Source organism: Raoultella sp. T31, from assembly GCF_002806725.1.
GTDB lineage: Bacteria > Pseudomonadota > Gammaproteobacteria > Enterobacterales > Enterobacteriaceae > Klebsiella > Klebsiella electrica.
The window spans coordinates 120644-145311 of sequence record NZ_PIBO01000010.1 but is presented as its reverse complement, the minus strand read 5'-3'; the positions used below and the strand labels follow the sequence as shown (position 1 = coordinate 145311).

General features: G+C 57.5%; 20 protein-coding genes, 1 pseudogene and 1 other annotated feature. Of the genes and pseudogenes, 8 read left to right on the top strand and 13 right to left on the bottom strand.

What is annotated here, in order from left to right:
* From CWM52_RS10060 to CWM52_RS10050, 3 genes are all read left to right on the top strand, one after another.
* The coding region (locus tag CWM52_RS10060; protein WP_133121738.1) for a calcium-binding protein at positions 1 to 305 on the top strand (305 nt) is incomplete at its 5' end.
* A gap of 12 nt (positions 306 to 317) precedes the next feature.
* Positions 318 to 2423 carry a type I secretion system permease/ATPase gene (locus CWM52_RS10055; RefSeq protein ID WP_100683969.1) on the top strand — a complete coding sequence of 702 codons (2106 nt, stop codon included), beginning with the start codon at positions 318 to 320 and terminating at the stop codon, positions 2421 to 2423.
* Complete coding sequence (locus CWM52_RS10050; protein ID WP_100683968.1) at positions 2420 to 3745, top strand: HlyD family type I secretion periplasmic adaptor subunit; 1326 nt, start codon at positions 2420 to 2422, stop codon at positions 3743 to 3745. The genes CWM52_RS10055 and CWM52_RS10050 overlap by 4 nt, the downstream gene beginning before the upstream one ends.
* A gap of 43 nt (positions 3746 to 3788) precedes the next feature.
* On the opposite strand, the gene trpA is transcribed toward CWM52_RS10050, so the two are convergent.
* From trpA to CWM52_RS10025, 5 genes are read right to left on the bottom strand one after another with little or no spacing between them, the layout of a single operon-like run.
* Complete coding sequence (gene trpA, locus CWM52_RS10045; RefSeq protein WP_100683967.1) at positions 3789 to 4592, bottom strand: tryptophan synthase subunit alpha; 804 nt, start codon at positions 4590 to 4592, stop codon at positions 3789 to 3791.
* Entirely contained in the window at positions 4592 to 5785 is a 1194-nt protein-coding gene (gene trpB, locus CWM52_RS10040) for a tryptophan synthase subunit beta (RefSeq protein ID WP_004860995.1), read from the bottom strand. Before trpB ends, trpA begins: the two co-directional genes overlap by 1 nt.
* A gap of 9 nt (positions 5786 to 5794) precedes the next feature.
* Positions 5795 to 7153 (bottom strand): bifunctional indole-3-glycerol-phosphate synthase TrpC/phosphoribosylanthranilate isomerase TrpF, encoded by a 1359-nt coding sequence (gene trpCF / locus CWM52_RS10035; RefSeq protein ID WP_100683966.1) that lies wholly within the window; start codon positions 7151 to 7153, stop codon positions 5795 to 5797.
* A gap of 3 nt (positions 7154 to 7156) precedes the next feature.
* A complete protein-coding gene (trpD, locus tag CWM52_RS10030; RefSeq protein WP_100683965.1) occupies positions 7157 to 8752 on the bottom strand; it encodes a bifunctional anthranilate synthase glutamate amidotransferase component TrpG/anthranilate phosphoribosyltransferase TrpD in 1596 nt (531 codons plus the stop codon).
* On the bottom strand, positions 8752 to 10314 hold the full coding sequence (locus CWM52_RS10025) for an anthranilate synthase component 1 (RefSeq protein WP_100683964.1): 1563 nt from the start codon (positions 10312 to 10314) through the stop codon (positions 8752 to 8754). The genes trpD and CWM52_RS10025 overlap by 1 nt, the downstream gene beginning before the upstream one ends.
* 34 nt (positions 10315 to 10348) lie before the next feature.
* Positions 10349 to 10444, bottom strand: a sequence feature (Trp leader region).
* Positions 10445 to 10603: 159 nt separating this feature from the next.
* Here CWM52_RS10025 and rnm point away from each other — a divergent pair.
* From rnm to CWM52_RS10005, 4 genes are all read left to right on the top strand, one after another.
* Positions 10604 to 11467: an RNase RNM gene (gene rnm / locus CWM52_RS10020; RefSeq protein WP_100683963.1), complete on the top strand. Its 864-nt coding sequence runs from the start codon at positions 10604 to 10606 to the stop codon at positions 11465 to 11467.
* Positions 11468 to 11482: 15 nt separating this feature from the next.
* Positions 11483 to 12103 (top strand): L-threonylcarbamoyladenylate synthase, encoded by a 621-nt coding sequence (locus CWM52_RS10015; protein ID WP_100683962.1) that lies wholly within the window; start codon positions 11483 to 11485, stop codon positions 12101 to 12103.
* A 698-nt stretch (positions 12104 to 12801) separates the two neighbouring features.
* Positions 12802 to 13968, top strand: coding sequence for an iron-containing alcohol dehydrogenase (locus tag CWM52_RS10010; protein ID WP_100683961.1), 1167 nt, complete (start codon positions 12802 to 12804; stop codon positions 13966 to 13968).
* Between the two features lie 277 nt (positions 13969 to 14245).
* A complete protein-coding gene (locus tag CWM52_RS10005; RefSeq protein WP_100683960.1) occupies positions 14246 to 14437 on the top strand; it encodes a hypothetical protein in 192 nt (63 codons plus the stop codon).
* Positions 14438 to 14572: 135 nt separating this feature from the next.
* Here CWM52_RS10005 and CWM52_RS10000 read toward each other — a convergent pair whose 3' ends face one another.
* From CWM52_RS10000 to CWM52_RS09965, 8 genes and pseudogenes are all read right to left on the bottom strand, one after another.
* Positions 14573 to 15583 (bottom strand): substrate-binding domain-containing protein, encoded by a 1011-nt coding sequence (locus tag CWM52_RS10000; RefSeq protein ID WP_100683959.1) that lies wholly within the window; start codon positions 15581 to 15583, stop codon positions 14573 to 14575.
* Complete coding sequence (locus CWM52_RS09995) at positions 15570 to 17102, bottom strand: inositol monophosphatase family protein (RefSeq protein ID WP_100683958.1); 1533 nt, start codon at positions 17100 to 17102, stop codon at positions 15570 to 15572. Before CWM52_RS09995 ends, CWM52_RS10000 begins: the two co-directional genes overlap by 14 nt.
* Before the next feature lie 53 nt (positions 17103 to 17155).
* Positions 17156 to 18259, bottom strand: coding sequence for an ABC transporter substrate-binding protein (locus tag CWM52_RS09990; protein ID WP_100683957.1), 1104 nt, complete (start codon positions 18257 to 18259; stop codon positions 17156 to 17158).
* A gap of 30 nt (positions 18260 to 18289) precedes the next feature.
* A complete protein-coding gene (locus tag CWM52_RS09985) occupies positions 18290 to 19369 on the bottom strand; it encodes an ABC transporter ATP-binding protein (RefSeq protein WP_100683956.1) in 1080 nt (359 codons plus the stop codon).
* A gap of 1 nt (position 19370) precedes the next feature.
* Positions 19371 to 21194, bottom strand: coding sequence for an ABC transporter permease (locus tag CWM52_RS09980; RefSeq protein WP_100683955.1), 1824 nt, complete (start codon positions 21192 to 21194; stop codon positions 19371 to 19373).
* Between the two features lie 155 nt (positions 21195 to 21349).
* A pseudogene (locus CWM52_RS09975) lies at positions 21350 to 21580 on the bottom strand (aminotransferase class I/II-fold pyridoxal phosphate-dependent enzyme); the annotation flags it as partial.
* A 3-nt stretch (positions 21581 to 21583) separates the two neighbouring features.
* On the bottom strand, positions 21584 to 22198 hold the full coding sequence (locus CWM52_RS09970; RefSeq protein ID WP_100683954.1) for a YitT family protein: 615 nt from the start codon (positions 22196 to 22198) through the stop codon (positions 21584 to 21586).
* Between the two features lie 251 nt (positions 22199 to 22449).
* Positions 22450 to 22929 carry an Lrp/AsnC family transcriptional regulator gene (locus CWM52_RS09965; protein WP_100683953.1) on the bottom strand — a complete coding sequence of 160 codons (480 nt, stop codon included), beginning with the start codon at positions 22927 to 22929 and terminating at the stop codon, positions 22450 to 22452.
* 333 nt (positions 22930 to 23262) lie between these two features.
* Between CWM52_RS09965 and CWM52_RS09960 the strand changes: the two genes are divergently transcribed.
* Entirely contained in the window at positions 23263 to 24648 is a 1386-nt protein-coding gene (locus CWM52_RS09960; RefSeq protein WP_100683952.1) for an amino acid permease, read from the top strand.
* Positions 24649 to 24668 lie beyond the last annotated feature (20 nt).

The following is a 24668-nucleotide window of genomic DNA, read 5'->3' as shown; positions in this document are numbered from 1 at the left end:
ACCGGGCGGACAGCGTGATTATCCAGGGGTTCTTCAGTCTGGACTACTATCAGGTGGAGCAGATCGCCTTCGCCGATGGCACGCTATGGCTGCCGGAGGATGTGCTGAATTATATCGAACACAATATTCCTTTACCGGTCATGGATACCGCGGAAAGCACGGCAGACATCGCGCTGTTGAAGCAGGAGATCTGCCAGTTTCTGGCCTCGGGCGACGTTGATGATGCGGACAATGCCGGGGTGGCTATACCGCTGGCTACCGCGCAAACGACGGCGGAAAACTGGCGAACGGCCATTGGCTATTAGTGGAGCTGCGTTATGTCATCGGATGATAATCTATGGCAGGGGCTGCGGCTGATCGCCCGCTACCACGGTACGGCGGTGAATATCCGCGCCCTGCGTGAGCAATTTTTTGTCGATGCGGAACATCACATCACCCTGCAACTGGTACGTGCGGCCCGCCATTGTGGCTTTCGTTGTCGCTACTATCCCCGCCTGCACGTTACCTCGCGCTTACCTCTGCCGGCGCTGGTTCATTTACCCGATCGGGGATATAGCGTGCTGTTGGCGGTTAAGGACGGGCAATGGCTGGTTCAGGAGATCGATCGGCCGCAACCCTCCGTGTACTCGCCTGTGGAAGGGGCCAGGGTCGGCGGTTTTTTATTTAGCCAACGCTTCTCTGTGGAAAAGCTGGTCAGCGAGTTCAATCTGCGCTGGTTCTGGCAGGCATTTATGCAGTATCGCAGGCTGGTTGGTGAAGTCTTGCTGGCCTCATTTTTTATTCAATTGCTGGCATTAATCACCCCCCTTTTTTTCCAGGTCGTGGTCGATAAGGTTTTGGCCCATCAGAGTCTGACGACGCTGGACGTCCTGGCGCTGGGAATGCTCGGTATTACCGTTGCTGAAGTCGTACTGGATGGACTACGAACTTACCAGCTGGCGCATACCGCGCAAAGAATTGATGTCACCTTGAGTTCATTGCTCTTTCGTCATCTCCTGTCGCTGCCGCTGGCGTGGTTTAAAGAACGACAGGCAGGCGTTACCGTAGCGCGGGTTCACGAACTCAAAACGGTACGGGAATTTCTCACCGGCAGCGCTCTGACGCTCTGTACCGACCTGCTCTTTATGGTGCTCTTCTTCGTCGTCATGGCGCTCTACAGCATTCCATTGACTCTTATCGTCATTATTTCACTGGTTTTTTACGCCATTTTATCGGCGCTTATCACGCCATCTCTGCGCCGTCGTCTCAACGATCAGTTTCGCCAGGGAGCGCAGAATCAGGCTTTTCTGGTGGAGAGCATCACGGCGATCGAGCCGCTGAAAGCGATGGCGGTTGAACATCATATGGTCCGTCGCTGGGATACCCGAATCGCCGCTTTTGTCAGCAGCAGCTTCAGAACGCAGAATTTGGGGAATATTGCCGGGCAGATTTCCCGCTTTATTAGCCGGGCAACCAGCGTGGCTATCCTGTGGTACGGCGCGCAGCAGGTTATTCAGGGCGACATGACGGTCGGCGCGCTGATTGCCTTTAACATGTTTGCCGGCCAGGTTACCGCGCCGGTGCTGCGCCTTGTACAGCTATGGCAGGACATACAGCAGGTCTCGGTTTCCATCAAACGGCTGGGGGATATTTTGAATATGCCTACCGAGCAACAGCCTGCGAGCGGCATCGTTCTCGCCCGGATGAAGGGGGCGGTAAGGTTCGCCGGGATCAGCTTTGCCTATCATCCCGGCGGCGCTCAGGTGCTGAACAGCGTGACGCTATCCGTGCGGCCGGGCGAGGTTATTGGCATCGTAGGGCGCTCGGGATCGGGTAAGAGTACGCTGGCGAGACTGATGCAAAGGCTGTATTTACCCTCGGCAGGCCAGATATTTATTGATGGAACGGATATCGCTCATACCGATCCGCAATGGTTGCGCCGTCAGGTTGGCGTCGTGTTACAAGAAACTCTGCTTTTCTCCGGCACCCTGCGGGAGAATATCGCCCTTGCCGTACCCGATGCCTCGCAGCAGCAGGTCATGGCCGCTGCCGCGCTGGCCGGCGCCCATGAGTTTATCAGTGAACTTCCGATGGGCTATGACACACCGGTTGGCGAACACGGTGGGCAACTTTCCGGCGGGCAGAAACAACGTATCGGCCTTGCCCGCGCCCTGATAACTGACCCGAAGGTATTGATTCTCGACGAAGCCACCAGCGCGCTGGATTACGAGTCTGAACGGATTATTCACCACAATATGGCGGAAATCTGTCGGGGAAGGACGGTATTCATTATTGCTCACCGCTTGTCCGCCGTGCGGCTGGCCGACCGTATTATCGTGATGGAAAGGGGCGGGATCGGCGAGCAGGGAACGCATGCTGCACTCCTTACGCAGAACGGTCTGTACGCACGTTTATATGCGCTACAGCAGGGGATGGCCGGATGAAGCGCTATCGGGAATTTCTCCCCGCGGTGCTGGAGGTTCAGGATACGCCGCCTTCGCCTGCGGGCAGGGGCATCATCTGGTGCGTGATGTTGACGATGTCCGCGGCGTTCTTATGGGCGGCCTGGGGTAAGGTTGATATTGTTGCCGTGACGCAGGGGAAAATTGTAGTGAGCGAACTGTCGCGCCCGGTGAATGCCGCGGTCACCGCTGAAGTCGCGGCGGTGATGGTGCGGGAGGGGATGCACGTGGCTCAGGGCCAGCCGCTGATCAAATTTAACGATGGTCATTTGCAGGCGCAAATAAAAGAGAACCGGCTGCGCCAGCGTATTAACCGGTTTCACATTGCGCGTCTGACCTTGCTTAACCGTTATTATCATCAGGGGATCGTTACCGCTCAGCTTTCTCCCGCGTACCAACAAGAGGATGTCGCGCTGGCGGAACAGGCGGCGTTGCGGCTAACGGCGGAAATCGAGGCGGACCGTCGTGAAAAAGCGGTGTTTGACAGCAGAAGAGCGGTACTGCTGGCGCAGCTGGCCGAGGGGCAGGGAGAAAAAGCGCTGGCTGAAAAGCTGCTGCCGGTTTTCAGAGAACAATATCAGGCGCTGGAATCGCTGTATCAAAAGAAGCTCACCAGTCGGGACAGCCTGCTGGAGAGTGGGAAAAAATATACCGAGTCCCGGCATCGGGTGGTGGCCGCAGAAACTCGTTTACAGGAGGTACGCGACACTCTCCATCAGACAGAGCAGGAAGCCCTGGCGAGAACGGCCGATAAAACCAACGCCCTTGCTAAAGAGAGCGCTGAGCGCAGCGATGAAAACCGGGTGCTGGAAACCCAGTTAAGCCAGCTCCAGTCCCTGAGCGCGCAATACCTGTTGCGCGCGCCGGTCAGCGGAACGGTGGAGTCTTTGGTCTTCAGGGATGCGGGCGGCGCCGTGGAGCCCGCGCAGGAGCTGCTGAAGATAGTCCCGGATAGCGGTGAACGGGTGGCGGAAGTCATGGTCAGGAACCAGGATGTCGGTTTTCTTCGGCCCGGACAAAAAGCGGCGGTGAAAATCAGTACCTTTGACTTCACCCGCTATGGGTGGGTGACGGGAGAGCTCCGGCAGGTCTCGGCTGATGCCGTTGAAGATCGGGAGCTGGGGTTGGTTTATCGGGCGGTGATTTCCCTGAAACAGCGAACGTTGATGGTGGAAGGAGAGGAAAAACCTCTTGAACCGGGGATGCAGGTTACCGGTGAAATAAAAACGGGACGCAGAACAATCCTGAGTTATCTGCTGAGTCCCGTTATGGAAGCGCTGGATGGGGTGGGTAAACAGCGCTAGTAACGGCTTTTCGCTTAAAGCCGTTACCGTATGCCGTGTTCGATTAGCGCGTCGCCGCCTTCAGGCTCTGCACGAATGCTTTGAGCTCGGCCAGCATGGTCTGCGGATCGTTAACGTTGCGCTCGATGATCTTCACGATCGCCGAACCGGAAATCGCCCCGGCGGCGCCGGCTTCAAGCGCGGCGGTCACCTGCTCCGGCGCGGAGATGCCAAAGCCCTGCAGCGGCGGCGCGGCGTTATATTCGGCCAGCTTTTCCACCAGGTGCTGCAACGGCAGCGCGGCGCGGTTTTCCGCTCCGGTCACGCCGGCGCGCGACAGCAGGTAGGTATAGCCGCGGCCCCAGGAGGCAATCTGGCGCAGCAGGTCATCATCGGCGTTAGGCGGGCAGATGAAGATCGGCGCGATATTATGGCGCAGCGCCGCCTGACGGAACGGGGCGGACTCTTCAATCGGGACATCGGCGACCAGCACCGAATCGACGCCCACGCGTTCGCACTGGGCATAGAATTCGTCGATACCCGGGCTGAATACCAGGTTGGCGTACATCAGCAGGCCAATCGGGATAGTCGGGTGTTTGTGGCGAATCGCCGCCAGCATTTCAAAACATTGCGCCGGGTTAACGCCCGCGGCAAAGGCGCGCAGGGTCGCGCCCTGAATCGTCGGGCCATCCGCCAGCGGATCGGAGAACGGAATCCCCAGCTCCAGTGCGTCGGCGCCAGCTTCAATCAGCGTATCGATGATCTTCAGCGACAGCTCAGGGTTCGGATCGCCGAGGGTGACGAAGGGAACAAACGCGCCTTCCTGGCGGGTTTTCAGTTGTGCAAACAGCGTCTCATAACGTTCCATCAGATTTCCCCTCGCGCTTTCAGAATATCGTGTACGGTGAAGATGTCTTTATCGCCGCGGCCGGACAGGTTAACCACCAGCAACTGCTCTTTCTCCGGGTTTTCGCGCATCATTTTCAACGCATGCGCCAGAGCGTGAGAGGACTCCAGCGCCGGAATAATCCCTTCATGGCGGGAGAGCGCTTTGAAGGCTTCCAGCGCTTCGTTATCGGTAATCGACACGTAATCGGCGCGGCCGGTACTGTTGAGGAAGGCGTGCTGCGGGCCAACGGACGGGAAGTCCAGACCGGCGGAAATGGAGTAGGATTCCTCAATCTGACCGTCTGCGGTTTGCATCATCGGCGACTTCATCCCGAAGTAGATGCCGACGCGACCGTGTTTCAGCGGCGCGCCGTGCTCACCGGTTTCAATCCCATGACCCGCAGGCTCTACGCCGATCAGACCGACGTTGGTTTCATCGATAAAGTCAGCAAACATGCCGATAGCATTAGAGCCGCCGCCGACGCAGGCAATCACCGCATCCGGCAGACGACCTTCTTTTTCGAGAATTTGCGCTTTGGTCTCTTCGCCAATCATGCGCTGGAATTCACGCACGATGGTCGGGAACGGATGCGGGCCCGCTGCGGTACCGAGCATATAGTGCGCGGTCTCGTAGCTACCGGACCAGTCGCGCAGCGCTTCGTTACAGGCATCTTTCAGCGTGGCGGAACCGCTGTGCACCGGAATCACTTCGGCACCCATTAAACGCATGCGGAACACGTTCGGCGACTGGCGTTCAACGTCTTTTGCGCCCATATAGATGCGACACTTCAGGCCGAGCAGGGCGCTGGCGAGTGCGGATGCCACGCCGTGCTGACCGGCGCCGGTTTCGGCGATAATTTCGGTTTTACCCATTCGTTTAGCCAGCAGCGCCTGGCCCAGCACCTGGTTGGTTTTGTGCGCGCCGCCGTGCAGCAGATCTTCGCGCTTCAGATACAGCGTGGTGCGGGTTCCCTCGGTCAGGTTACGGCATTTGGTCAGCGCCGTCGGGCGACCGGCGTAGTTTTTCAGCAGATCGGTAAATTCCGCCTGAAACGCAGGATCTTTCTGCGCGCTGACGAACGCTTCTTCCAACTGGCGCAGGGCAGGCATCAGAATCTGCGGGACATACATACCGCCAAATTCGCCAAAGTAGGGATTAAGTAAAGTGCTCATTATTGCTCCTTAATATGCGCGCAGTGTTTGAAACACCGAAGCCAGTTTGCTGGGATCTTTAATACCCGGCTGTGACTCTACGCCTGAATTGAAATCGAGTCCGGCACAGCCGCTTTTCGCGGCTTCTACACAGTTATCGGCGCCCAGGCCGCCTGCCAGAATGACATTACGCAGGTCCTGACCCTGCAGCAGCGTCCAGTCGAAACGCTGGCCGCTACCGCCCTGGCCATTATCGAATACGTACTTATCGACATGGGCGAAGTTGCGCGCGGGCAGGGTATCGCTGACGCTGAGGGCTTTCCAGATCTGGACGCTGTCCGGCAGCGCGGCGCGTAGAGCGTCAATATACGTCTGATCTTCGCTGCCGTGCAGTTGAACGGCAGCCAGCTGCAGATTGTCAGCCCGGACAACGATCTCTTCTACCGGGGCATCACGGAATACGCCAACGTAGCGCAGCGGGGCGGCCTGAATAATCTCTTGCGCCTGGGCATCGTTCACGGCGCGCGGCGAGGAGGGCACAAAAATCAGCCCGCCATAAATCGCCCCGGATTCACAGGCGATCTGCGCATCCTGAGGACGGGTCAGGCCGCAGACTTTATTCTCGCCGAGCAGCACGCGCTTCACGGCGGCATCAAGATCGGCCTGTTCCATCAGGGCGGAGCCTATCAGGAAACCGTTGGCAAAATGGCTGAGCTCGCGCACTTCGGCGTAAGTATGGATACCGGATTCGCTGATAACCGTCACATCATGATCCAGGCGCGGCGCCAGCTGGCGGGTGCGGTTCAGATCAATCGACATATCGCGCAGGTTGCGGTTGTTAATCCCGACCACTTTGGCCTTCAGCGCGATGGCGCGCTCCAGCTCCTCTTCGTTGCTGACCTCGGTCAGCACGCCCATGTTCAGGCTATGGGCCACGGCGGCAAGCTGGCGATACTGGTCGTCGTCAAGCACCGACAGCATCAGCAGGCAGGCGTCGGCCTGGTAATAGCGCGCCAGGTAGATCTGGTAAGGATCGATGGTGAAATCCTTGCACAGAATCGGCTGCGGCGCGATGGCGCTGACGATCGGCAGAAAGTCGAAGCTGCCCTGGAAATATTTCTCGTCGCACAGAACGGAGATGGCCGAGGCGTAATTTTTATAGACACCGGCGATGGTCGCCGGGTCAAAATCCTGGCGAATCAGTCCTTTCGACGGAGACGCCTTTTTGCACTCCAGAATGAACGCGGTGCGGGTACCGGCGAGCGCATCGTAAAAATTACGCTGAGTCGGGACGACGTCGTTCTGAAAACTGGCTAACGGTTGCTGTTGTTTGCGTGCTTCTACCCAAATCGCTTTGTCGGCAACGATTTTTGCTAAAACGGTCTGCATTATTTACCCTCTTGCCGCTAATGCGGTCACTCTGTCATAGGCCGCTCCGCTGCGCAGCACATTGATCACCTGCTGAGCGTTGGCCTTCAGGTCTTCGTGGCCGTACAGGCGCATCAGCATGGCGACGTTGGCGGCGACGGCGGCTTCGTGAGCGGCTTCACCTTTACCTTGTAGCAAGCGCGTCAGAATGTCACGGTTTTCTTCCGGCGTGCCGCCAGCCAGCTGCTCCTGATGGTAAGGGGTAAGACCAAAGTCATTGGCTGTCAGCTGATAGCTTTTGATTTCCCCGTTATTCAGCTCGGCGACGACCGTCGGCGCATGCAGCGACACTTCATCCATCCCGCCGCTGTGAACCACCGCGGCACGCTGGTAGCCCAGCACGCGCAGGGTCTCGGCAATCGGCAGCACCAGTTCCGGGCTGTAGACGCCAATCAGCGCCAGCGGCGGATGCGCCGGGTTAATCAGCGGCCCGAGCACGTTGAACAGCGTGCGGGTTTTCAGCTGCTGGCGAACCGGCATCGCATGGCGGAAACCGGTGTGATACTTCGGCGCAAACAGGAAGCAGACGCCCAGTTCATCCAGCGCGGCGCGGGACTTATCGGCATGCATATCCAGGTTGATACCGAACGCCGCCAGCAGATCGGAAGAGCCCGACTTGCTTGAGACGCTGCGGTTGCCGTGTTTGGCAACTTTCAGGCCGCAGGCCGCGGCCACAAAGGCGCTGGCGGTGGAGATGTTGATGCTGTTGCTGCCGTCGCCGCCGGTACCGACGATATCGGCGAACAGGTAATCCGGACGCGGGAACGGCGCGGCGTTTTCCAGCAGGGCGGTGGCGGCGCCAGCAATCTCTTGCGGTTGTTCACCGCGCACCTTCATGCTCACCAGCGCAGCAGCCAACTGCTCGGGTTTGACCTCGCCGCGCACCACCGCAGAGAACAGCTGGTGACTTTCCTGCTGGCTCAGGGTTTCCGCCTGATACAGTTTTTCGAGGATCGGCTGAATCACGTTGGTCTGTTCGAGTTTCTGTAGCGCCCACGCCAGGGTCTGCTCCAGCAGACGTGCGCCCTGGGTGGTGAGAATCGACTCCGGATGGAACTGGAAGCCGCAGACGCGGTCGGCATCATGACGCACCGCCATGACCATCCCGTTAAAGTTGGCGTTAATGGTCAGCCCGGCCGGAATATTACTGCCGACCAGCGAGTGATAGCGCGCCACCGGCAGCGGGTTGCTCAGCCCGGCAAACATTGCCTGACCGTCATGTTCGATGCTGGAGGCCTTGCCGTGGAGGATTTCGCCAGCCTGGCCCACGTAGCCGCCGTAGGCTTCCACAATGGCCTGATGGCCGAGGCAGATACCGATGATCGGCAGCTTGCCGCGCAGCCGGGTCAGCAGCTCCGGCATGCAGCCCGCTTCGCTGGGGGTACCCGGCCCCGGGGAGAGCATCAGTACCGGATTATCCATCGTACCAATACGCTCAATTAAGGTCTGTGCCGGAACCGAGTTACGGTAAATCACCACGTTATGGCCGTTCGCACGCAGCTGGTCTGCCAGGTTGTAGGTAAAAGAGTCGATATTATCGAGCAGCAGAATGTCGGCCATCAGAAAGTCTCCTTAGCGTGGTGGGCCTGAGCGATTGCGCGCAGCACCGCGCGAGCTTTATTGCGGGTTTCATCCGCTTCGGACTGAGGCACTGAATCCAGAACAATACCGGCGCCAGCCTGGACGATGGCGATGCCGTCCTGCACGTAGGCAGAACGAATCACGATGCAGGTATCAAGGTCGCCGTGGGCGGTAAAGTAACCCACCGCGCCGCCGTAACTGCCGCGGCGTTTGCCTTCGGCGGCGGCGATAAGCTGCATGGCGCGGACTTTCGGCGCGCCGCTCAGGGTGCCCATATTCATACAGGCGCGATAGGCGTGCAGCACGTCGAGGTCGCTACGTAGTTCGCCAACCACCCGGGACACCAGGTGCATCACAAAGGAGTAGCGGTCTACTTTGGTCAGGTCGGCGACGTAGCGGCTGCCCGGCGTACAGATTCGCGCGAGGTCGTTACGCGCCAGGTCAACCAGCATCAGATGCTCGGAAAGCTCTTTATGGTCGGTGCGCATTTCCAGCTCGATACGGCTGTCGAGATCGCGATCCAGCGATCCGTCGGCACGGCGGCCGCGCGGGCGGGTGCCGGCAATCGGGTAGATCTCAATCTGGCGGCTGACGGCGTCATATTTCAGCGAGCTTTCAGGCGAGGCGCCAAACAGAGAGAAGTCGTTATCCTGCATAAAGAACATGTACGGGCTGGGGTTGCTCTTTTTCAGAACGTCGTAGGCCGCCAGCGCCGACGGGCAGGGCAGAGAGAAGCGACGGGACGGCACCACCTGGAAGATTTCACCGGCGCGAATGGCGCGCTGCATTTTGCGTACCACCGCACCGTACTCTTCATCGCTTTGATCGCAGTCGCAGGTCATCGATTCAACTTTGGTCACCGGCAGCGGCGCAGGCGGCTCGTTAATCTGCTGGCGAAGCTGGGCAATTCGCTGTACCAGACGCTGTTTTTCATTTTCCAGCGGGGTGAACAGGCTCGACTGAATGCGGGTATTTTTGGTTTGATGGTCGATAACCAGCAGGGTTTCGGCCAGATAGAAGCAGTAGTCCGGGCAGGCGGTGTCGCTTTCCAGCGCCGGCAGATTTTCAAAACCGGCCACCAGGTCATAGGCAAACAGGCCGCCGAAGAACATCGCTTCGCGCTCGTCCGACGGGACGGTCACCAGCTCCTGCAGCAGACGGAAGGCGTCGAAGACTGATAAAGAGCACAGGCGAGCATCTTCATCCAGCAGCGCGCTGACGGGCGGGAAGGTCAGGATCCGGCTGTTGGGTTGACGCTGATTGCCGATGCCCGAAGGCAGGGTGTTATCCAGTAAATCCAGCAACGCCGCGCCGTTAGCGGACAGCGCCTGTAAAGTGACGGTGTCACCTAGTGCGGTAATGCGCAGCGCGCTGTCCACCAGCAGCAGGCTCTTTAAATCATCTTTGCTGTCGATATCCGCGGACTCCAGCAGCAGCGTGGCCGGGCGAGCGCCGCAAAGCTGGTGGAATAACGCCGTGGGATTCTCGCGGTAAATGGCGTCGCTGGTGAGAAGCTCAAGTGCCGGTTTTGATGTTTGCATTATTGTTGTCGCCTTTCGGTATAATAATTTGTCCAATAAAAAGCCCGCTCATTGGCGGGCCGGGTATCTGTATGCTGAGTGCAAAACGCGATCACGCCGCCCGATATCAGGAGGTGCGCCACCAGCCGTGCAGAGTGATATATTGCGTTTTCATCGTGATACCCCTTCATGTGAACTTGCGTACTAGTTAACTAGTCCAGAGGAATAAAGTCAACCCCTGTTTGCAGATTTTCTCCGTGAGTCGTTATGATAATGCGCTAATTTAAGCCCATGTCCAGCAGGAGTCTCTTTGAGCGACACCCAATACGCAGTGATTTACGATCTGCACAGCCATACCACCGCCTCTGACGGGCGGCTGACTCCGCAAGAACTGGTTCATCGCGCTCACCAGATGCGCGTCGGGACGCTGGCGATTACCGACCACGATACCGTGGCGGCGATCCCCGCAGCGCGTGCCGAAATCGCCCGCGCCGGTTTACCGCTGACGCTGGTGACCGGGGTGGAAATTTCAACATTGTGGGAAAACCACGAGATTCATATTGTCGGGCTGAATATTGATATTGCGCACCCGGCGCTGACCGCGCTTCTGGAAGAGCAGAAGGCGCGTCGCCAGCTGCGCGCGCAGATGATCGCCGAGCGGCTGGAGAAAGCGCGGATTCCTGGCGCCTGGGAGGGCGCCATGAAGCTTGCCGACGGCGGGGCGGTCACCCGCGGACATTTCGCGCGCTTCCTGGTGGATGCCGGGCATGCCAGCAATATCGCCGACGTTTTTAAAAAATACCTCGCCCGCGGGAAAACCGGATACGTTCCGCCGCAGTGGTGTACAATAAAACAAGCGATTGATGTCATTCATCATTCTGGCGGCAAAGCGGTTATCGCCCATCCCGGGCGTTACGACCTCTCCGCCAAGTGGCTGAAACGGCTGTTGGCCCACTTCAGCGAGCAGGGTGGCGATGCGATGGAACTGGCGCAATGTCAGCAGGCGCCCCATGAACGTACGCAGCTTGCCGCGTATGCCGCGCAGTTTGGTCTTCTGGGTTCGCAAGGCTCTGATTTTCATCAGCCTTGTCCGTGGATCGAACTGGGCCGCAAACTTTGGCTACCCGCTGGTGTGGAAGGGATCTGGCACAGCTGGGAAACGGCCGCAGAATAAAATTGAGAGGGAAGTATGAGCCAGTTTTTTTATATCCATCCGGACAACCCGCAGGTACGGTTGATTAACCAGGCGGTGGAGATTGTGCGTAAGGGCGGGGTGATCGTTTATCCCACCGATTCCGGTTACGCGCTGGGCTGTAAGATTGAAGATAAAGGCGCGATGGAGCGTATTTGCCGTATTCGTCAGCTGCCTGATGGCCACAACTTCACGCTGATGTGCCGCGATCTGTCGGAGCTGTCCACCTACGCGTTTGTCGATAACGTGGCGTTTCGCCTGATTAAAAACAACACTCCGGGCAACTACACGTTTATCCTCAAAGGGACCAAAGAGGTACCGCGTCGCCTGCTGCAGGAGAAGCGTAAGACCATCGGCATGCGCGTGCCGTCGAACCCGATAGCCCAGGCGCTGCTGGAGACGCTCGGCGAACCGATGCTGTCGACCTCGTTGATGCTGCCGGGCAGCGAATTTACCGAATCCGATCCCGAAGAGATCAAAGACCGGCTGGAGAAGCTGGTGGATCTGATTATTCACGGTGGCTATCTGGGTCAGCAGCCGACCACCGTCATCGATCTGACCGAAGACGCGCCCGTGGTGCTGCGCGAAGGCGTCGGCGATGTGAAACCGTTCCAGTAAACCCTTTCCTCCGGGCGGGACTTCCGCGACCGCCCGGCCTTAGCGCACCGGCCAATGTTTATTTCAAGAGAATAGTGGTGTTGTGGTGGGTTATTTCCATTACGACTCGCATCCTGCTGGCGATATCTGCTGAAAACAGCGCGCTAACAGCATCCTAATATCATGCGTCAACCGACAAAATATCCTTCCGCTTATTTGTAGAGGGAGAGCCGCTATTGTCGCCGGGGAGTCTGGATATGACAGACCTTGTTAACCCTCCACAGGTTTCGCTTACTTTGAGATGGCATTTCTGTCTTAACAGAGACCAGGATCTGGCTGCGGCTAGTGCCGCTGGGCGCAATATCTTCAGCGGGCAGGGAATAGATTTCGCTGAAAGGTGATGAAAAAGTGTTCTTCACCTCGGCGCGGCTGGCGATGCCCTGCAGGGAAGCAGCTGCTAGGCAACTTAACGATGAGAAAGGGGATTTCGGCACCACTATGTAAACAAATTTAAATTCTCTTGTTAAAAACCACTGCATTTGTGAGGTTGTTCACTGTTCCCTTTCAGCTTTTCCTTAACATTAACTACACATGTTCAGTCAGCGCTTTTATTCTCATCACCCGTTGTCCTGGGATGCTAAGCCGCTGATAGGGTCATCTGGCGTTTAAACACGGTAATGAACAGTATAACAATCACATTGATTAATAGAGGATGAGTCATGTCGACATATTATTTTCTGCCTGCACGAAATATATTTGGTGAAGGCAGTGTGCAGGAAGCGGGTACTTTGGCAAAAACGTTAAATGTAAAAAAAATCCTTATTGTCACCGACGCGTTTCTCGAAAAGAACGGCATGGCGGATAGTGTGGCGAAAATCTATCAAGAAGCCGGGATCGATGTATATATATTTGGTGGCGCAGAGCCAAACCCCACGGATAAAAACGTCGCGGCAGGCATCGAATGCTATCGTGAACACGGTTGTAACGGGATTGTTTCACTCGGTGGCGGTTCCTCTCATGACTGTGCGAAAGGCATCGGACTGGTCGCGGCAAATGGCGGAAAGATCAGTGATTATGAAGGGGTGGATAAATCCAACAACGATATGATTCCGTTGATGGCTATCAATACCACCGCAGGTACAGCCTCCGAAATTACCCGTTTTTGTATTATTACGGATACCAGTCGCAAGGTGAAAATGGCGATCGTGGACTGGCGTGTAACCCCGCAAATTTCTATTAACGACCCGGTATTAATGGTTGGAATGCCGCCTTCTCTTACCGCCGCCACCGGCATGGATGCGCTGACTCATGCTATCGAAGCCTACGTGTCGACAATGGCTAATCCGCTGACAGATGCTGCCGCATTACAAGCTATTAAGATGATTACTCAATATCTGCCCAAAGCGGTAGCGAATGGTGAGTATATGAAGGCAAGGGACAATATGGCCTATGCCCAGTACCTCGCCGGGATCGCGTTTAATAATGCCTCGCTGGGCTATGTACACGCGATGGCGCACCAGTTGGGCGGATTCTATAACCTTCCTCATGGCGTATGTAACGCTATTCTCCTGCCTTACGTCGAATCTTTTAACCTGATTGGGAATCTTAATCGCTTCCGCGATATTGCAGAAGCCATGGGGGAAAAAGTCGCAGGACTGTCGACCGATGAAGCGGCAGTGAAAGCGATTGCCGCCATCCGTCGTCTGAGCAAACAGGTTGGCATTCCTGCCGATCTGAAAAGTCTGGGGGTCAAAACTGAAGATTTTGCCATTATGGCGGAAAATGCCAAAAAAGATGTTTGCCAGCTAACTAACCCAAGAAAAGCGACGAAAGAGCAGATCATTGAGCTTTATCGTCAAGCTTATGAAGGTGAAGGCTCGCTCTAGACAAGCGCTGTTGTCGCATTCACTGAGGATTTATTACCCCTTACAGGTAATAAGTCCTCAGGCCAGCTTATCGTTGATTAACACTTCCCGCTATCAACCAGGCTTATATTGTCTGTAATAGACATCTCCGCCAAAAACTTTTCCAGTAACCCCTCTGGAAAGAAAATGAGTATTACAATAAACCCTAAGGCGTCAGTCCGTCCTTGGACCGTTCAGATTTTGGGGGCAGGGAGTTTACCTGTACTGATATGGTGACTTCGTGGTGTAAGGGGGCTGAATGAACGATATTGAATTTAAAAAAATTTATTTGTCGCTTCCGATTGCTGCATGCGTCATTGATCGATCCTTATGTTTTGTTGCCGCGAACTCGATGTATGCGGAGCTCATGCAATGTCTTTTGTCAGGGGCTGACTCGGCACTCTATGACGCAAAACTTCATGGCCGCAACAAGGTTTGTCTTCTTCGCTAACGTCTTCCTGGTCGTACTTCCTGAATCACTCCGTACTCTACTTTTACGTTGGGCCTTTGCCGCGGGAGCCCGGCACATGAAGGCGAACAGGACGGCCGGTCTCTATCGCCGGGCGTACCCGCGCTGAATCTGGCTTCAGCGCAGCGTCCCTCGCTTCACCAGCCGCGCATCAAAAACCCGGCTTTCCGGTCGTTGCGCATCCGGGGAAAGCAGCAGTTCACAGGCCGCTTGCGCCATCTCCGCCAGCGGCTGCGAGAAGGTGGTGAGCTGATAGCCGAGCCAACGGGCTTGCTCAATATCATCGAAGCCGATCACGCAGAGATCCTGCGGAATGCGCAGGCCAAATTCGTGGCGCGCGGCGTCGATAAAACCGCAGGCGATCAAATCGGTGACGCAGAATACGCCGTCCGGGCGCAGCGGCTGGCTTAACAGTTTACGCGCGGCGAGAACGCCGGTCTGGTAGCTGGTGCTGCCGGGGCGGATCAGCGATACGTCGGTCTTCGCATCGGCTGCGGCCTGCATAAAGCGGGTTTCACGAATGACCATGCTGGGCGAGCGTGCGCTGGAGGAGACCACGGCAAGATGCTGGCATCCGGCGGCAATCAGCTGGTCAAAAGCCTCTTTCATCGTCGTGCTGTAGTCGATGTCGATAGTGTCCGCACCGGCATACTGTCCCATACGGTTAATCAGAATCACCTGCTGGCCGCTTTGCAGACAGATCTCAATCAGCGAGCCGGGTGGTTTGCCCGACAGCACGATGGTGGCGGTGGAGCGGTAGTTTAAGGTCTGCTGCAGCGCCTCTTTCGCACTTGCTTCGCCGTCATCGGTATTGATAACCATCACCGCGCGTCCGGCTTTGTTCAGGCGGCGGGTCAGGTGCTCCAGCAGGCTGGACTGATACGGCGACGCCAGGTTGCCGCCGAGGATACACACCGGGCGGCTGGCCTCTTTCGACAGGCCGCGTGCCAGATGGTTAACGTGGTAGTTCAGCACCTCTGCGGCGGCGAGCACCTTGCGCCGGGTTTCCGCCGAAACGCTGCTGCCGGGGGTAAAGGTACGCGATACTGCCGAGCGTGATACGCCCGCCAGGCGCGCCACCTCGGTGGCGCTGGCAAATCCGGACTGTTTACTCTTATCGTTCATCATACGGTTCCGCTGCGGCTATCGCCCGTTCGCGAAGGATGGCATGTTCCGCCAGGCGGATCAGTGACGGCTTTGGCGCTTCAAACCATTCATCCGGATGGAGCTGTCGGCGATCGCGGATTAACGCCATTGCGGCATCAAGCGTCGGGAAGCGCTGCGGGCACTCCAGGTGCATAAATAGTGCGACTAACGCCACCGAGCGGCTGCGGCCGCCGCGGCAGTTGACCAGGACATTGCCGCGCCGCCGGTTGCGGTAGGAGGCTTTATCCGGGATTTGTTGCAGCAGCGCCGAGCGCATCAGTTGATAGCTCGCGTGCAGCATCTCCGGCGCGTTGCCGTCGCCATCGATCAGCCCCAGCTTGTAGTAACGAACCGGCCCGCCGCCGTGGGAGAGCAGATGTGCGGCGGCTCCGGCTTCCGGCACGTTGACCCAGTCGATGTCGAGATTCACCGCACAGTTAATCACCACCCCGATATCGTGCTCCGCCAGCAGCGCGGCATCGCTCACCCCGGCGGAACCGCCGATATAGATATCCATTTCCCAGCCGGGAAAATTTTCCACAATCAGACTGATCGGCGGGCGGGGATATTGCGGCGCCGGGGGTATCTCCGCCGCTCCTGATAGTGTGCTGGCGCAAGCCGGAGCGGCGTCCGGTTCGCGGTGTGTCATCGTCTCGCCAGTGTTGGCCGTTGTTCCCGCCGTCGCGGTTTTCGCAGCCGTGTCTTCCGCCAGCGGAATACCCGCCGCACGGGCTAGTTCGGCGGCGATGCCGGGGGCAACCGCCAGCACCGGCAGACCGTTGAAAATCCCTTCTGCCGTGTCGGGCGCGATGCCAGTTCGTCCACCGGCTTCGCGCACCAGCAGCATTCCGGCCAGGCAGTCCCAGGCGTTCATATGAATTTCCACGTAGCCGTCGGTGCGGCCTTCCGCCACCCACGCCAGCGCCAGCGCGCCGGAACCGCCGCGCCGCACACTGGTGCCGAGATTCAGGAGCGATGCCATCACCTCCAGATAGCGGCGCTGGCTGTGGCGGGCAGACCATCCCAGCTCAACGGCGGCACGCTGCGTGTCGGTAACCGCCGTGCAGCGCAGCGGCTGGTCGTTTTTCAGCGCGTAGTGGCCGCGCCGCGCCAGATACAGCTCCTGGCTTGAGGGGTTATAAATTGCTCCCAGTTCGGTAACGCCGTGGTGCACCCAGGCAATACAGACGCAGAAGTGGGCGATGCCGCGGGCAAAGTTGGCGGTACCGTCAATCGGATCGACCACCCACAGACTCTCCGCGCTGGCAGGCTGGCTGGCGGACTCTTCGCCGAGGATCAGATCATCGGGGAAGGCGTCGCCAATCGCCTGCAGGATCAGCGCCTCAACGAAGGTATCGGCCTCGGTGAGAATATCCTGGTGGCCTTTCAGTTGGTATTCGCCCGCCTGACGGGAGTGGAAGAAGCGCAGGGCGGTGTCCCCGGCCTCGGTAATAATGCGTTTGAGCGCCGCTTCGCGCCGGGCAATATCGATAGTGGTCAAAGTATGCTGCCTGTTGAGAGTGAATAGGAACGACTTCGTTGCTACACGATGCGCTATTTTTTGTAGTTCAGGTTCCAGATATCCTGCCAGTCCTGGCGGCTTTTCCAGTCCTCTTTCGCCGTCGCTGTCAGGTATTCCATCAGCTCGCCGCGATATTTTTCGATACCGGAAGCCTCATTGGCAGGCAGTTTTACCGCCGGGTTGGTGGACATTTTTCCATCCACGCCCTGCGGACCAATGCCTTCGGCAGTCAGCAGATAGTGAATAAACAGCTTCGCGGTGTTCGGGCTTTTGCTGCCGGTGGCCACCACGCCGAGGCTCGGATAATTCCAGCCGATAAACGGCTTCAGTCCACCGCACAGGCCCAGCTTCATGCCCTGCTTGTTGTCACGGAATTTGGCGGTGGATACCAGGCCAACGAAGTCGGTTTTACCGTCCGGCGCACCGATAGCCGAGGCCGCATCGTTATCGGAATGGGTCAGCAGCACGCCGTTGCCCGCCAGCGCTTTGACAAAGGCCGCAGTGGCGGATTTCTCATCAGTTTGCAGCGGCTTGCCGAACTGCTGTTGATAGGCATCGCGCATCTGCTGGTCGTAGTGGGTTTCCATCTGGCTGAACCAGTCGGTGTAGGCCGGTTTGCTGGTCGGGTCCTGCATTGCCACACGGCCCCGCCAGGCCGGTTCGGTCAGCTGCCAGAGATTCGTCACCGGGCAGGTGGCGTGATGGGCAGTGTTATAGGCAAAAACGTTCGGGGCCAGTACCACGGTCAGCGGATCCTGATAGCGCGCGGGAATGCTGCCTTTCAGATCGTCCGGAACCCAGCTCTGGACATACCCTTTGTTCAGCAGCTGCGTCATCCCCGCCGGGGCATCCTCAACGATGGCGACGTCGGCCCGCACGTTTTTCGCCTGCGCTTCCCGGCTGATAATTTCAATAATCTGCGGGGCATCGGCCTTGACGCCGTTAGCCTGTAGCCCGTACCGCTCGCTGAAGGCTTTCGCCTGCTGAACGATTTTGCCGGTGGAGGCATAGACGGTAATCGGCTGCTCCTGCTTCGCGGCGGCGATCAGTTGCTGAAGATCGACGGTTTCAGCCTGAGCAAATGTGCTGCCCAGCAGGGCGCTGGTGACAACGGCGGCGGTCAAATTGCGCTTCATGGTGGTTCCCTTCAAAGTGATAAAGACGAGTTAACGTGCGTAAATGTCGTGACGCAGCCCGCTGCTGTTAAAGAAGTGCAGGGAGTGGGTCGGGAGCTGGCAGTGCACCTGCTGGCGCGGTTGCCAGCGCGGCCGCAACTGCGTGGAGTGGAACAGGCGATCTTCACCGGCCACCAGCTCAATCACCCAGCTGCCACCGGTGGGCATAATGTTGTCGATGGTCATCGTAATACCGTTGTTGCCAGCCCCTTCGCTGAGCACGATCTCCTCCGGGCGAATGCCGCAGTGCAGGGTGCGATCGAGCAGGTTAAAGCGCTGCTGAAGGTGCGATGCGAGCGGGCTGACCGGCTGGTTCAGAGGGATCATATTCAGCCGCGGCGTACCGATAAACTCGGCGACAAAGCGGTTGGCCGGGGTGGCGTAAATCTCATCCGGGGTCCCGACCTGCTGCATATGCCCGGCGCTCATCACCGCAATGGTCGTGGCGAGGGTCATCGCTTCCCACTGATCGTGGCTGACGAAGACGATGGTGGTGCCAAAGGTTTCATGCAGCCGACGCAGCTCGGCGCGCATCTCCAGACGCAGGGTGGCATCAAGGTTGGAAAGCGGTTCGTCCAGCAGCAATACGCCGGGGTTCACCGCCAGCATGCGCGCCAGGGCCACGCGCTGCTGCTGGCCGCCGGAAAGCTGTGCCGGATAGCGTTTGGCGTAATCGGCAATGCGCAGCTTTTCCATCACGTCCTGGCAACGGGCGATACGCTCGTGGGTAGGCGCCTTTTGCAGACGCAGGCCAAAATCCACGTTCTGTTCGACGGTCATATGTGGCCAGAGCGCGTAGCTCTGGAACACCAGGCCGATGCCACGCTTTTCAGGTGGCACGTAAGTGCCATGGGCGATGGAATCGACGAGCTTATCGCCAATGCGGATCTCGCCGCCGCTGGCATGCTCAATCCCGGCGATCATCCGCAGGATGGTGGTTTTCCCGCAGCCAGACGGCCCCAGCAGGCACATAAACTCGCCATCTTTCACCGTCAGGTTGATATTGTTGACCGCCGGCGTATCGCTGCCGGGGTAGGTTTTGGTGAGATTGTTCAAATGAATCGTCGGCATCTTATTTCTCCAGTCCGTCAGCCAGACCGGTACCGGTGATCTTCTGGATAATCACCGTGCCAGCCCATGAAATTAGCGCAATCATCAGCACCACGGCGTTGGCCGCCTGCTGGTAGTTGTAGTCAATCAGGCGCAGGGAATAGGTGGTCAGCACATCGGTCGCCGGGGTGGCGAGGATCACGAACAGGCTTACGCCTTTAATCCCTGAGATAAACGGCAGTAGTACCCCGGTGGCCAGCGGCGCGGCCTGAATCGGGATCACGATGCGGCGGATACGGGCGAACCAGCCCGCTCCGGCAATGCGCGCCGCCTCTTCGGCTTCTTTGCCCAACTGGGTCATCGCGGCGATACCGGAACGACTGGCGTACGGCATTTTTTCCGCGATCAGCGCTAGTACCAGAATCAGCGGCGTACCGTACAGCGCCGGGATCGGTCCTCTGGCCACCGCAAACAACGACAGGAAGGCGGCGGCGAAGGCGATGCCGGGCACCAGATAAGGCAGGAAAGTTAGCTGGCGCAGGCAGGCGGCCATCCAGCGGAAATGGCAGCGCATCACCGCGTAGCCGACCAGCAGCCCCAGCACGCCGCAGGCGACGGACGCCGAGCCGACGATAAGCAGCGTGTTCCACACCGTGTACCAGAACTCGGTGGTCAAGAGAATGCCGTTACGCAGCGCCACCGTATCGAGGTCATGGCCGAGCCAGTAGGCGAGGGTGAAGTTATCGGCGGTAAAGCGCCCCGGCAGGATCATAATGGTCGACAGGAACAGGGTCAGCAGCGGGATAGCCACGCCGAGTGCCACGAACAGTAGCGGTATTGTCCCGGCGGCGATGCGCCAGCGGCCCAGATGGCTACGGCGCTCCATCACGCCCTTGCCGCCCACGGTGACGAAGCGTTTTGCCTCGCGCAGCATTTTCATATCCAGCATCAGGGTCAGCATACCCATCAGCATGATCACCGTGGCGATGACCGCCGCCACGCCGGACTGGCGCGTGCCGATAGCGCGATACAGCCCGGTGGAGAGCGTATCGAAATGCACCGGCAGACCGAGGATATAGGGCAGGGCGAACTCGCCGATGCAGTCGGCAAAAATCAGCAGCGCGGCGGAAAGCAGCGCCGGGCGCACCAGCGGAATAATGATTTTAAAGGCGATCGCGTTGCGGGATGCGCCGAGCACCCTGGCGCACTCTTCCATCTGGCTGTCCATGCGCTTCAGCGCGTTACCGACAATCAGGATCACCAGCGGGGCGTAGTGCAGCACCATAATGGTGACGATAGGGAAGTAGCCATAGGCCATCCAGTTCGGCGTCTGAATGCCCATGGCTTCCAGCCAGCCCGGCTGTCCGCCGATGGCGTGGTTTTTGAAAATTGTGCTCCACGCCAGCGCGAAGGTCCAGGAAGGCAGCATAAACGGCACGATCAGCAGGGTGGCAAACCACTTTCTGCCGGCAATATCGGTGCGGTTGATAAGCCACGCCAGCGCAACGCCGACCACCATCGCCCCGGCCACGGTGCTCAGGGCCACCGCCAGCGTATTGAGCATCGGCGTCCACAGGAGCAGTTCGGACATCCGCGAGGTCAGCGTGCGCAGCAGGTAATAGGCGGTGACGGTGCCTTCGGGCGCGCCGATGCGGCCTTCATCGCCGCTCTGAACCAGAACCGCATTCAGCAGCACCGAGACTACCGGGGCAAGGATTATCCAACTGAACAGCATCAGCAGCAGCGCGGCCAGCAGATTGGCGGGTTCATGGCTGATAATCGACAGCGTATGACGGATTCTGGGCCACACGCCTGGGCGGTGGCGGATTTCAACTTGGTAAGACACGGGTTTACCCCTGGCTATGAAAGACAGACAGGAATATATCGGCGCAATGTGACAGTTTTACGAGTTTTTTGCACATATGTGCAAATGTGCGCGAGTTTATTTTATCCCCTGTCAATATGTTGCCCTGTCGGGAGACAGGGCAGGCAGTCGCTGAGTTATTTTACGGCGGCGAAGGCCGCGGCTACGCGCGCGATATTGCCGCGGTTAAGACCCGCGATACAGACACGCCCGCGGGCAATCAAGTAGACGCCAAATGCTTCACGCAGCTTATCCACCTGTTGCGCGCTGAACCCGGTGTCACTGAACATACCGCGCTGGGTTAGCAACCACGAAAAGTCGTGCTCCGGCAGGGCGTCTTTGAGCGTCTCCACCAGGACCTGGCGCATTCATTACACCGCATAGCGTCCCGGGCGGTGGTTCATGGCAATAATCGAATTGAGGATCACGGCACCTACAATAGAGGTCGCCAGCATCGGCAGGCTCACGAAGAACAGCGACGCGGTCACGATGCAGGCATCGACCACCATCTGGAATTTACCGGCGCGGATGCCGCTTTTATCCTGCAGGTAGAGCGCCAGAATGTTGACGCCGCCGAGGCTTGCTTTATGGCGGAACAGCACCACAAAACCAATCCCTACCACAACGTTGCCGAACAGCGTGGCGTAATAAGGATTGAGCTGGTCGAAATGGATAAAGCGGCCGTGCAGCTCGGAAAATAACGACACCAGCGCTACCGCACAGAAGGTTTTGAGGGTGAACTGCGCCCCCATTCGGCGAACAGAAAGCCAGTAAAACGGCAGGTTAATCGCAAAGAAGGCGGCGCTAAACGGCACATGGGCGGCGTAGTGGATGAGAAACGCCATGCCGGCTGTACCGCCCGTCAGCGCGCCTGCCTGGCGAAATAAAATAATGCCGAAAGAGATCATCAGCGTGCTGAACAGCAGCGCCAGCGCATCTTCCAGCCAGGAGTGCGCGAGTTTATTGGGAGTCAGGACATTATCCATAAGAAAGTACGATCCAATGATGGCGAAAGATAAGTCATATTCTGCAAAAATCGCACCAGAAACGCTTGCTGGTGCGATTGAGCGCGGAAAATACAGACAGCCTTATCGCTAATGCATTGATATTGTGAAAGAGAGTTTTTGCTTACTTCGTGCGTATTATGGCCTTATTGCGGGCAATGTGTGTATTTTTTGTCGTTTGCATACATCAATTAAGCAAATGATTGCACCAAAATAAAATGCATTGCCTCGTTTCAGGGCACTAAACCGCTTCCTGGCATCAACTGACCATTTTCTTTCAGCCTGTTCAGCACCACCGAGGTTTTCAAATGGGCAACCCCTTTGTTCTGAGCCAAAATATGGCTGATTAAATGACTCAGTGCCGGCAAATCCGCTACGGCAACCCGGAGTAGATAATCAGCGTCGCCGGTGGTTTTCCAGGCATCAAGAATGGCGTCTACTTCGCTCAGCATCTGGTGGAAGCTCTCCACATACTCCTGCGTGTGGTTTAAGAGGCGCACCTCAATTAACCCCAGCATTTCACGCCCGGCCACGTCCGGAGCGAGCCGCGCGTGGTAGCCGAGAATCAGTTGCGCCTGTTCCAGCGCGATACGACGGCGTGAGCACTGGGAAGCGGAAAGGCCGACGAGACCGCCCAGTTCCTGATTGGTCAAACGGCCATTGGCCTGCAGCAAGGTGAGGATTTTCAGATCAAAGTCGTCAATGTTATACATGTGAGCCAATACCGGAACAAAAAAGAGGCTATCAGACTAACAGTTTTTTTGATGGCGGGAAGCCTGACGGCGTTGCGCTTTTTCCCTTTGCACCAAAATGGTTCGCTTTCATGCATGTTAAGGCTGTTTTTCTCATGGAATGTGCAAATCAGGATTATTTATTGCGCGATTATGATGATAAATCCGCCAATGCTCACAAAGTGTGAATCTGGCTGAAGATTTAATTTTCTATTTTTTCAGTTGGTTAACCTGCCGTTGTCGATTTCTTCCCTCTGGCTGGCCTGGAAGTTGCTCATGCCGAGAGTGATGTTTACAAACAGGGGAAGCTTAAAGATGGCAGCACAGCAAGATAATGAATTAAAACGCGGGTTAAAAAACCGCCACATCCAGTTAATTGCGCTTGGCGGGGCCGTTGGCACCGGGCTTTTTTTAGGTATTGCGCAGACCATTCGCATGGCCGGGCCATCCGTACTGCTGGGGTACGCGATAGCCGGGCTCATTGCTTTTTTTATTATGCGACAGCTCGGTGAAATGGTGGTTGAAGAGCCGGTGGCAGGATCATTCAGCCATTTCGCCAATCGCTACTGGGGGCCCTTCGCCGGGTTTATGTCCGGCTGGAACTACTGGGTGCTGTATGTGCTGGTAAGCATGGCGGAACTGACGGCGGTCGGGATTTATATTCAGTACTGGTGGCCGGGCGTGCCTACGTGGGTGTCGGCGGCCATTTTCTTTGTGGCCATTAACGCCATCAATCTGACGAGCGTTAAAGTGTACGGCGAGATGGAGTTTTGGTTCTCCATCATCAAGGTGGCGGCCATCATCAGCATGATTGCCTTTGGTTGCTATCTGCTGTTCAGCGGCAGCGGCGGTCCGGAAGCTTCCGTGGCGAACCTGTGGCAGGACGGCGGTTTCTTCCCGAACGGTATCAGCGGATTAGTGATGGCGATGGCGGTGATCATGTTCTCCTTTGGCGGTCTGGAGCTGGTGGGGATCACGGCGGCGGAAGCCGACAACCCGCAAAAAAGCATTCCTGAAGCCACCAATCAAGTTATCTACCGCATCCTGTTGTTTTATGTGGGTTCGCTGGCCGTGTTGTTGTCGCTCTATCCGTGGAGAAACGTGGTGGAAGGTGGCAGCCCGTTCGTCCTGATTTTCCATGCGCTGGACAGCAATATTGTCGCTAACGCCCTCAACCTGGTGGTGCTCTCCGCCGCACTGTCGGTCTACAACAGCTGCGTTTACTGCAACAGCCGGATGCTGTTTGGCCTGGCGCGGCAGGGCCACGCGCCGCGTTCGTTGCTCAAGGTGAACCGCCGGGGGATCCCGCTGGCCGCGCTCGGCGTTTCTGCTGTCGCAACGGCGCTGTGTGTGCTAATCAACTATGTGATGCCGGGCAAAGCCTTCGAATTGCTGATGGCGCTGGTGGTTGCTGCCCTGGTGATCAACTGGGCGATGATTTGCATCACCCATCTGAAATTCCGTCTCGCCATGCAGAAAGCCGGGAAAACCACCGCTTTTAAAAGCCTTGGTTATCCGCTGACTAACGCTATTTGTCTGCTGTTTCTGGCGGGGATCCTGGTGGTGATGTTTATGACGCCGGGGATTCGTATCTCTGTGTGTCTGATCCCGGCATGGCTGCTGGTGCTGGGGGCGGGCTATATGTTCAAGAAAAAACGCGCCATGGCATCCGTACAACTGACGGAAGTGAACGAAGGCTAAAGTGAATTTCCCTGCTGACT

Coding starts and splice junctions, on each gene's coding strand:
- CWM52_RS10055 (WP_100683969.1), top strand. CDS start 318: ATGTCATCGGATGATAATCTATGGCAGGGGCTGCGGCTGATCGCCCGC.
- CWM52_RS10050 (WP_100683968.1), top strand. CDS start 2,420: ATGAAGCGCTATCGGGAATTTCTCCCCGCGGTGCTGGAGGTTCAGGAT.
- trpA (WP_100683967.1), bottom strand. CDS start 4,592: ATGGAACGTTATGAGACGCTGTTTGCACAACTGAAAACCCGCCAGGAA.
- trpB (WP_004860995.1), bottom strand. CDS start 5,785: ATGAGCACTTTACTTAATCCCTACTTTGGCGAATTTGGCGGTATGTAT.
- trpCF (WP_100683966.1), bottom strand. CDS start 7,153: ATGCAGACCGTTTTAGCAAAAATCGTTGCCGACAAAGCGATTTGGGTA.
- trpD (WP_100683965.1), bottom strand. CDS start 8,752: ATGGCCGACATTCTGCTGCTCGATAATATCGACTCTTTTACCTACAAC.
- CWM52_RS10025 (WP_100683964.1), bottom strand. CDS start 10,314: ATGCAAACATCAAAACCGGCACTTGAGCTTCTCACCAGCGACGCCATT.
- CWM52_RS10015 (WP_100683962.1), top strand. CDS start 11,483: ATGAGCCAGTTTTTTTATATCCATCCGGACAACCCGCAGGTACGGTTG.
- CWM52_RS10010 (WP_100683961.1), top strand. CDS start 12,802: ATGTCGACATATTATTTTCTGCCTGCACGAAATATATTTGGTGAAGGC.
- CWM52_RS10005 (WP_100683960.1), top strand. CDS start 14,246: ATGAACGATATTGAATTTAAAAAAATTTATTTGTCGCTTCCGATTGCT.
- CWM52_RS10000 (WP_100683959.1), bottom strand. CDS start 15,583: ATGATGAACGATAAGAGTAAACAGTCCGGATTTGCCAGCGCCACCGAG.
- CWM52_RS09990 (WP_100683957.1), bottom strand. CDS start 18,259: ATGAAGCGCAATTTGACCGCCGCCGTTGTCACCAGCGCCCTGCTGGGC.
- CWM52_RS09985 (WP_100683956.1), bottom strand. CDS start 19,369: ATGCCGACGATTCATTTGAACAATCTCACCAAAACCTACCCCGGCAGC.
- CWM52_RS09970 (WP_100683954.1), bottom strand. CDS start 22,198: ATGGATAATGTCCTGACTCCCAATAAACTCGCGCACTCCTGGCTGGAA.
- CWM52_RS09965 (WP_100683953.1), bottom strand. CDS start 22,929: ATGTATAACATTGACGACTTTGATCTGAAAATCCTCACCTTGCTGCAG.
- CWM52_RS09960 (WP_100683952.1), top strand. CDS start 23,263: ATGGCAGCACAGCAAGATAATGAATTAAAACGCGGGTTAAAAAACCGC.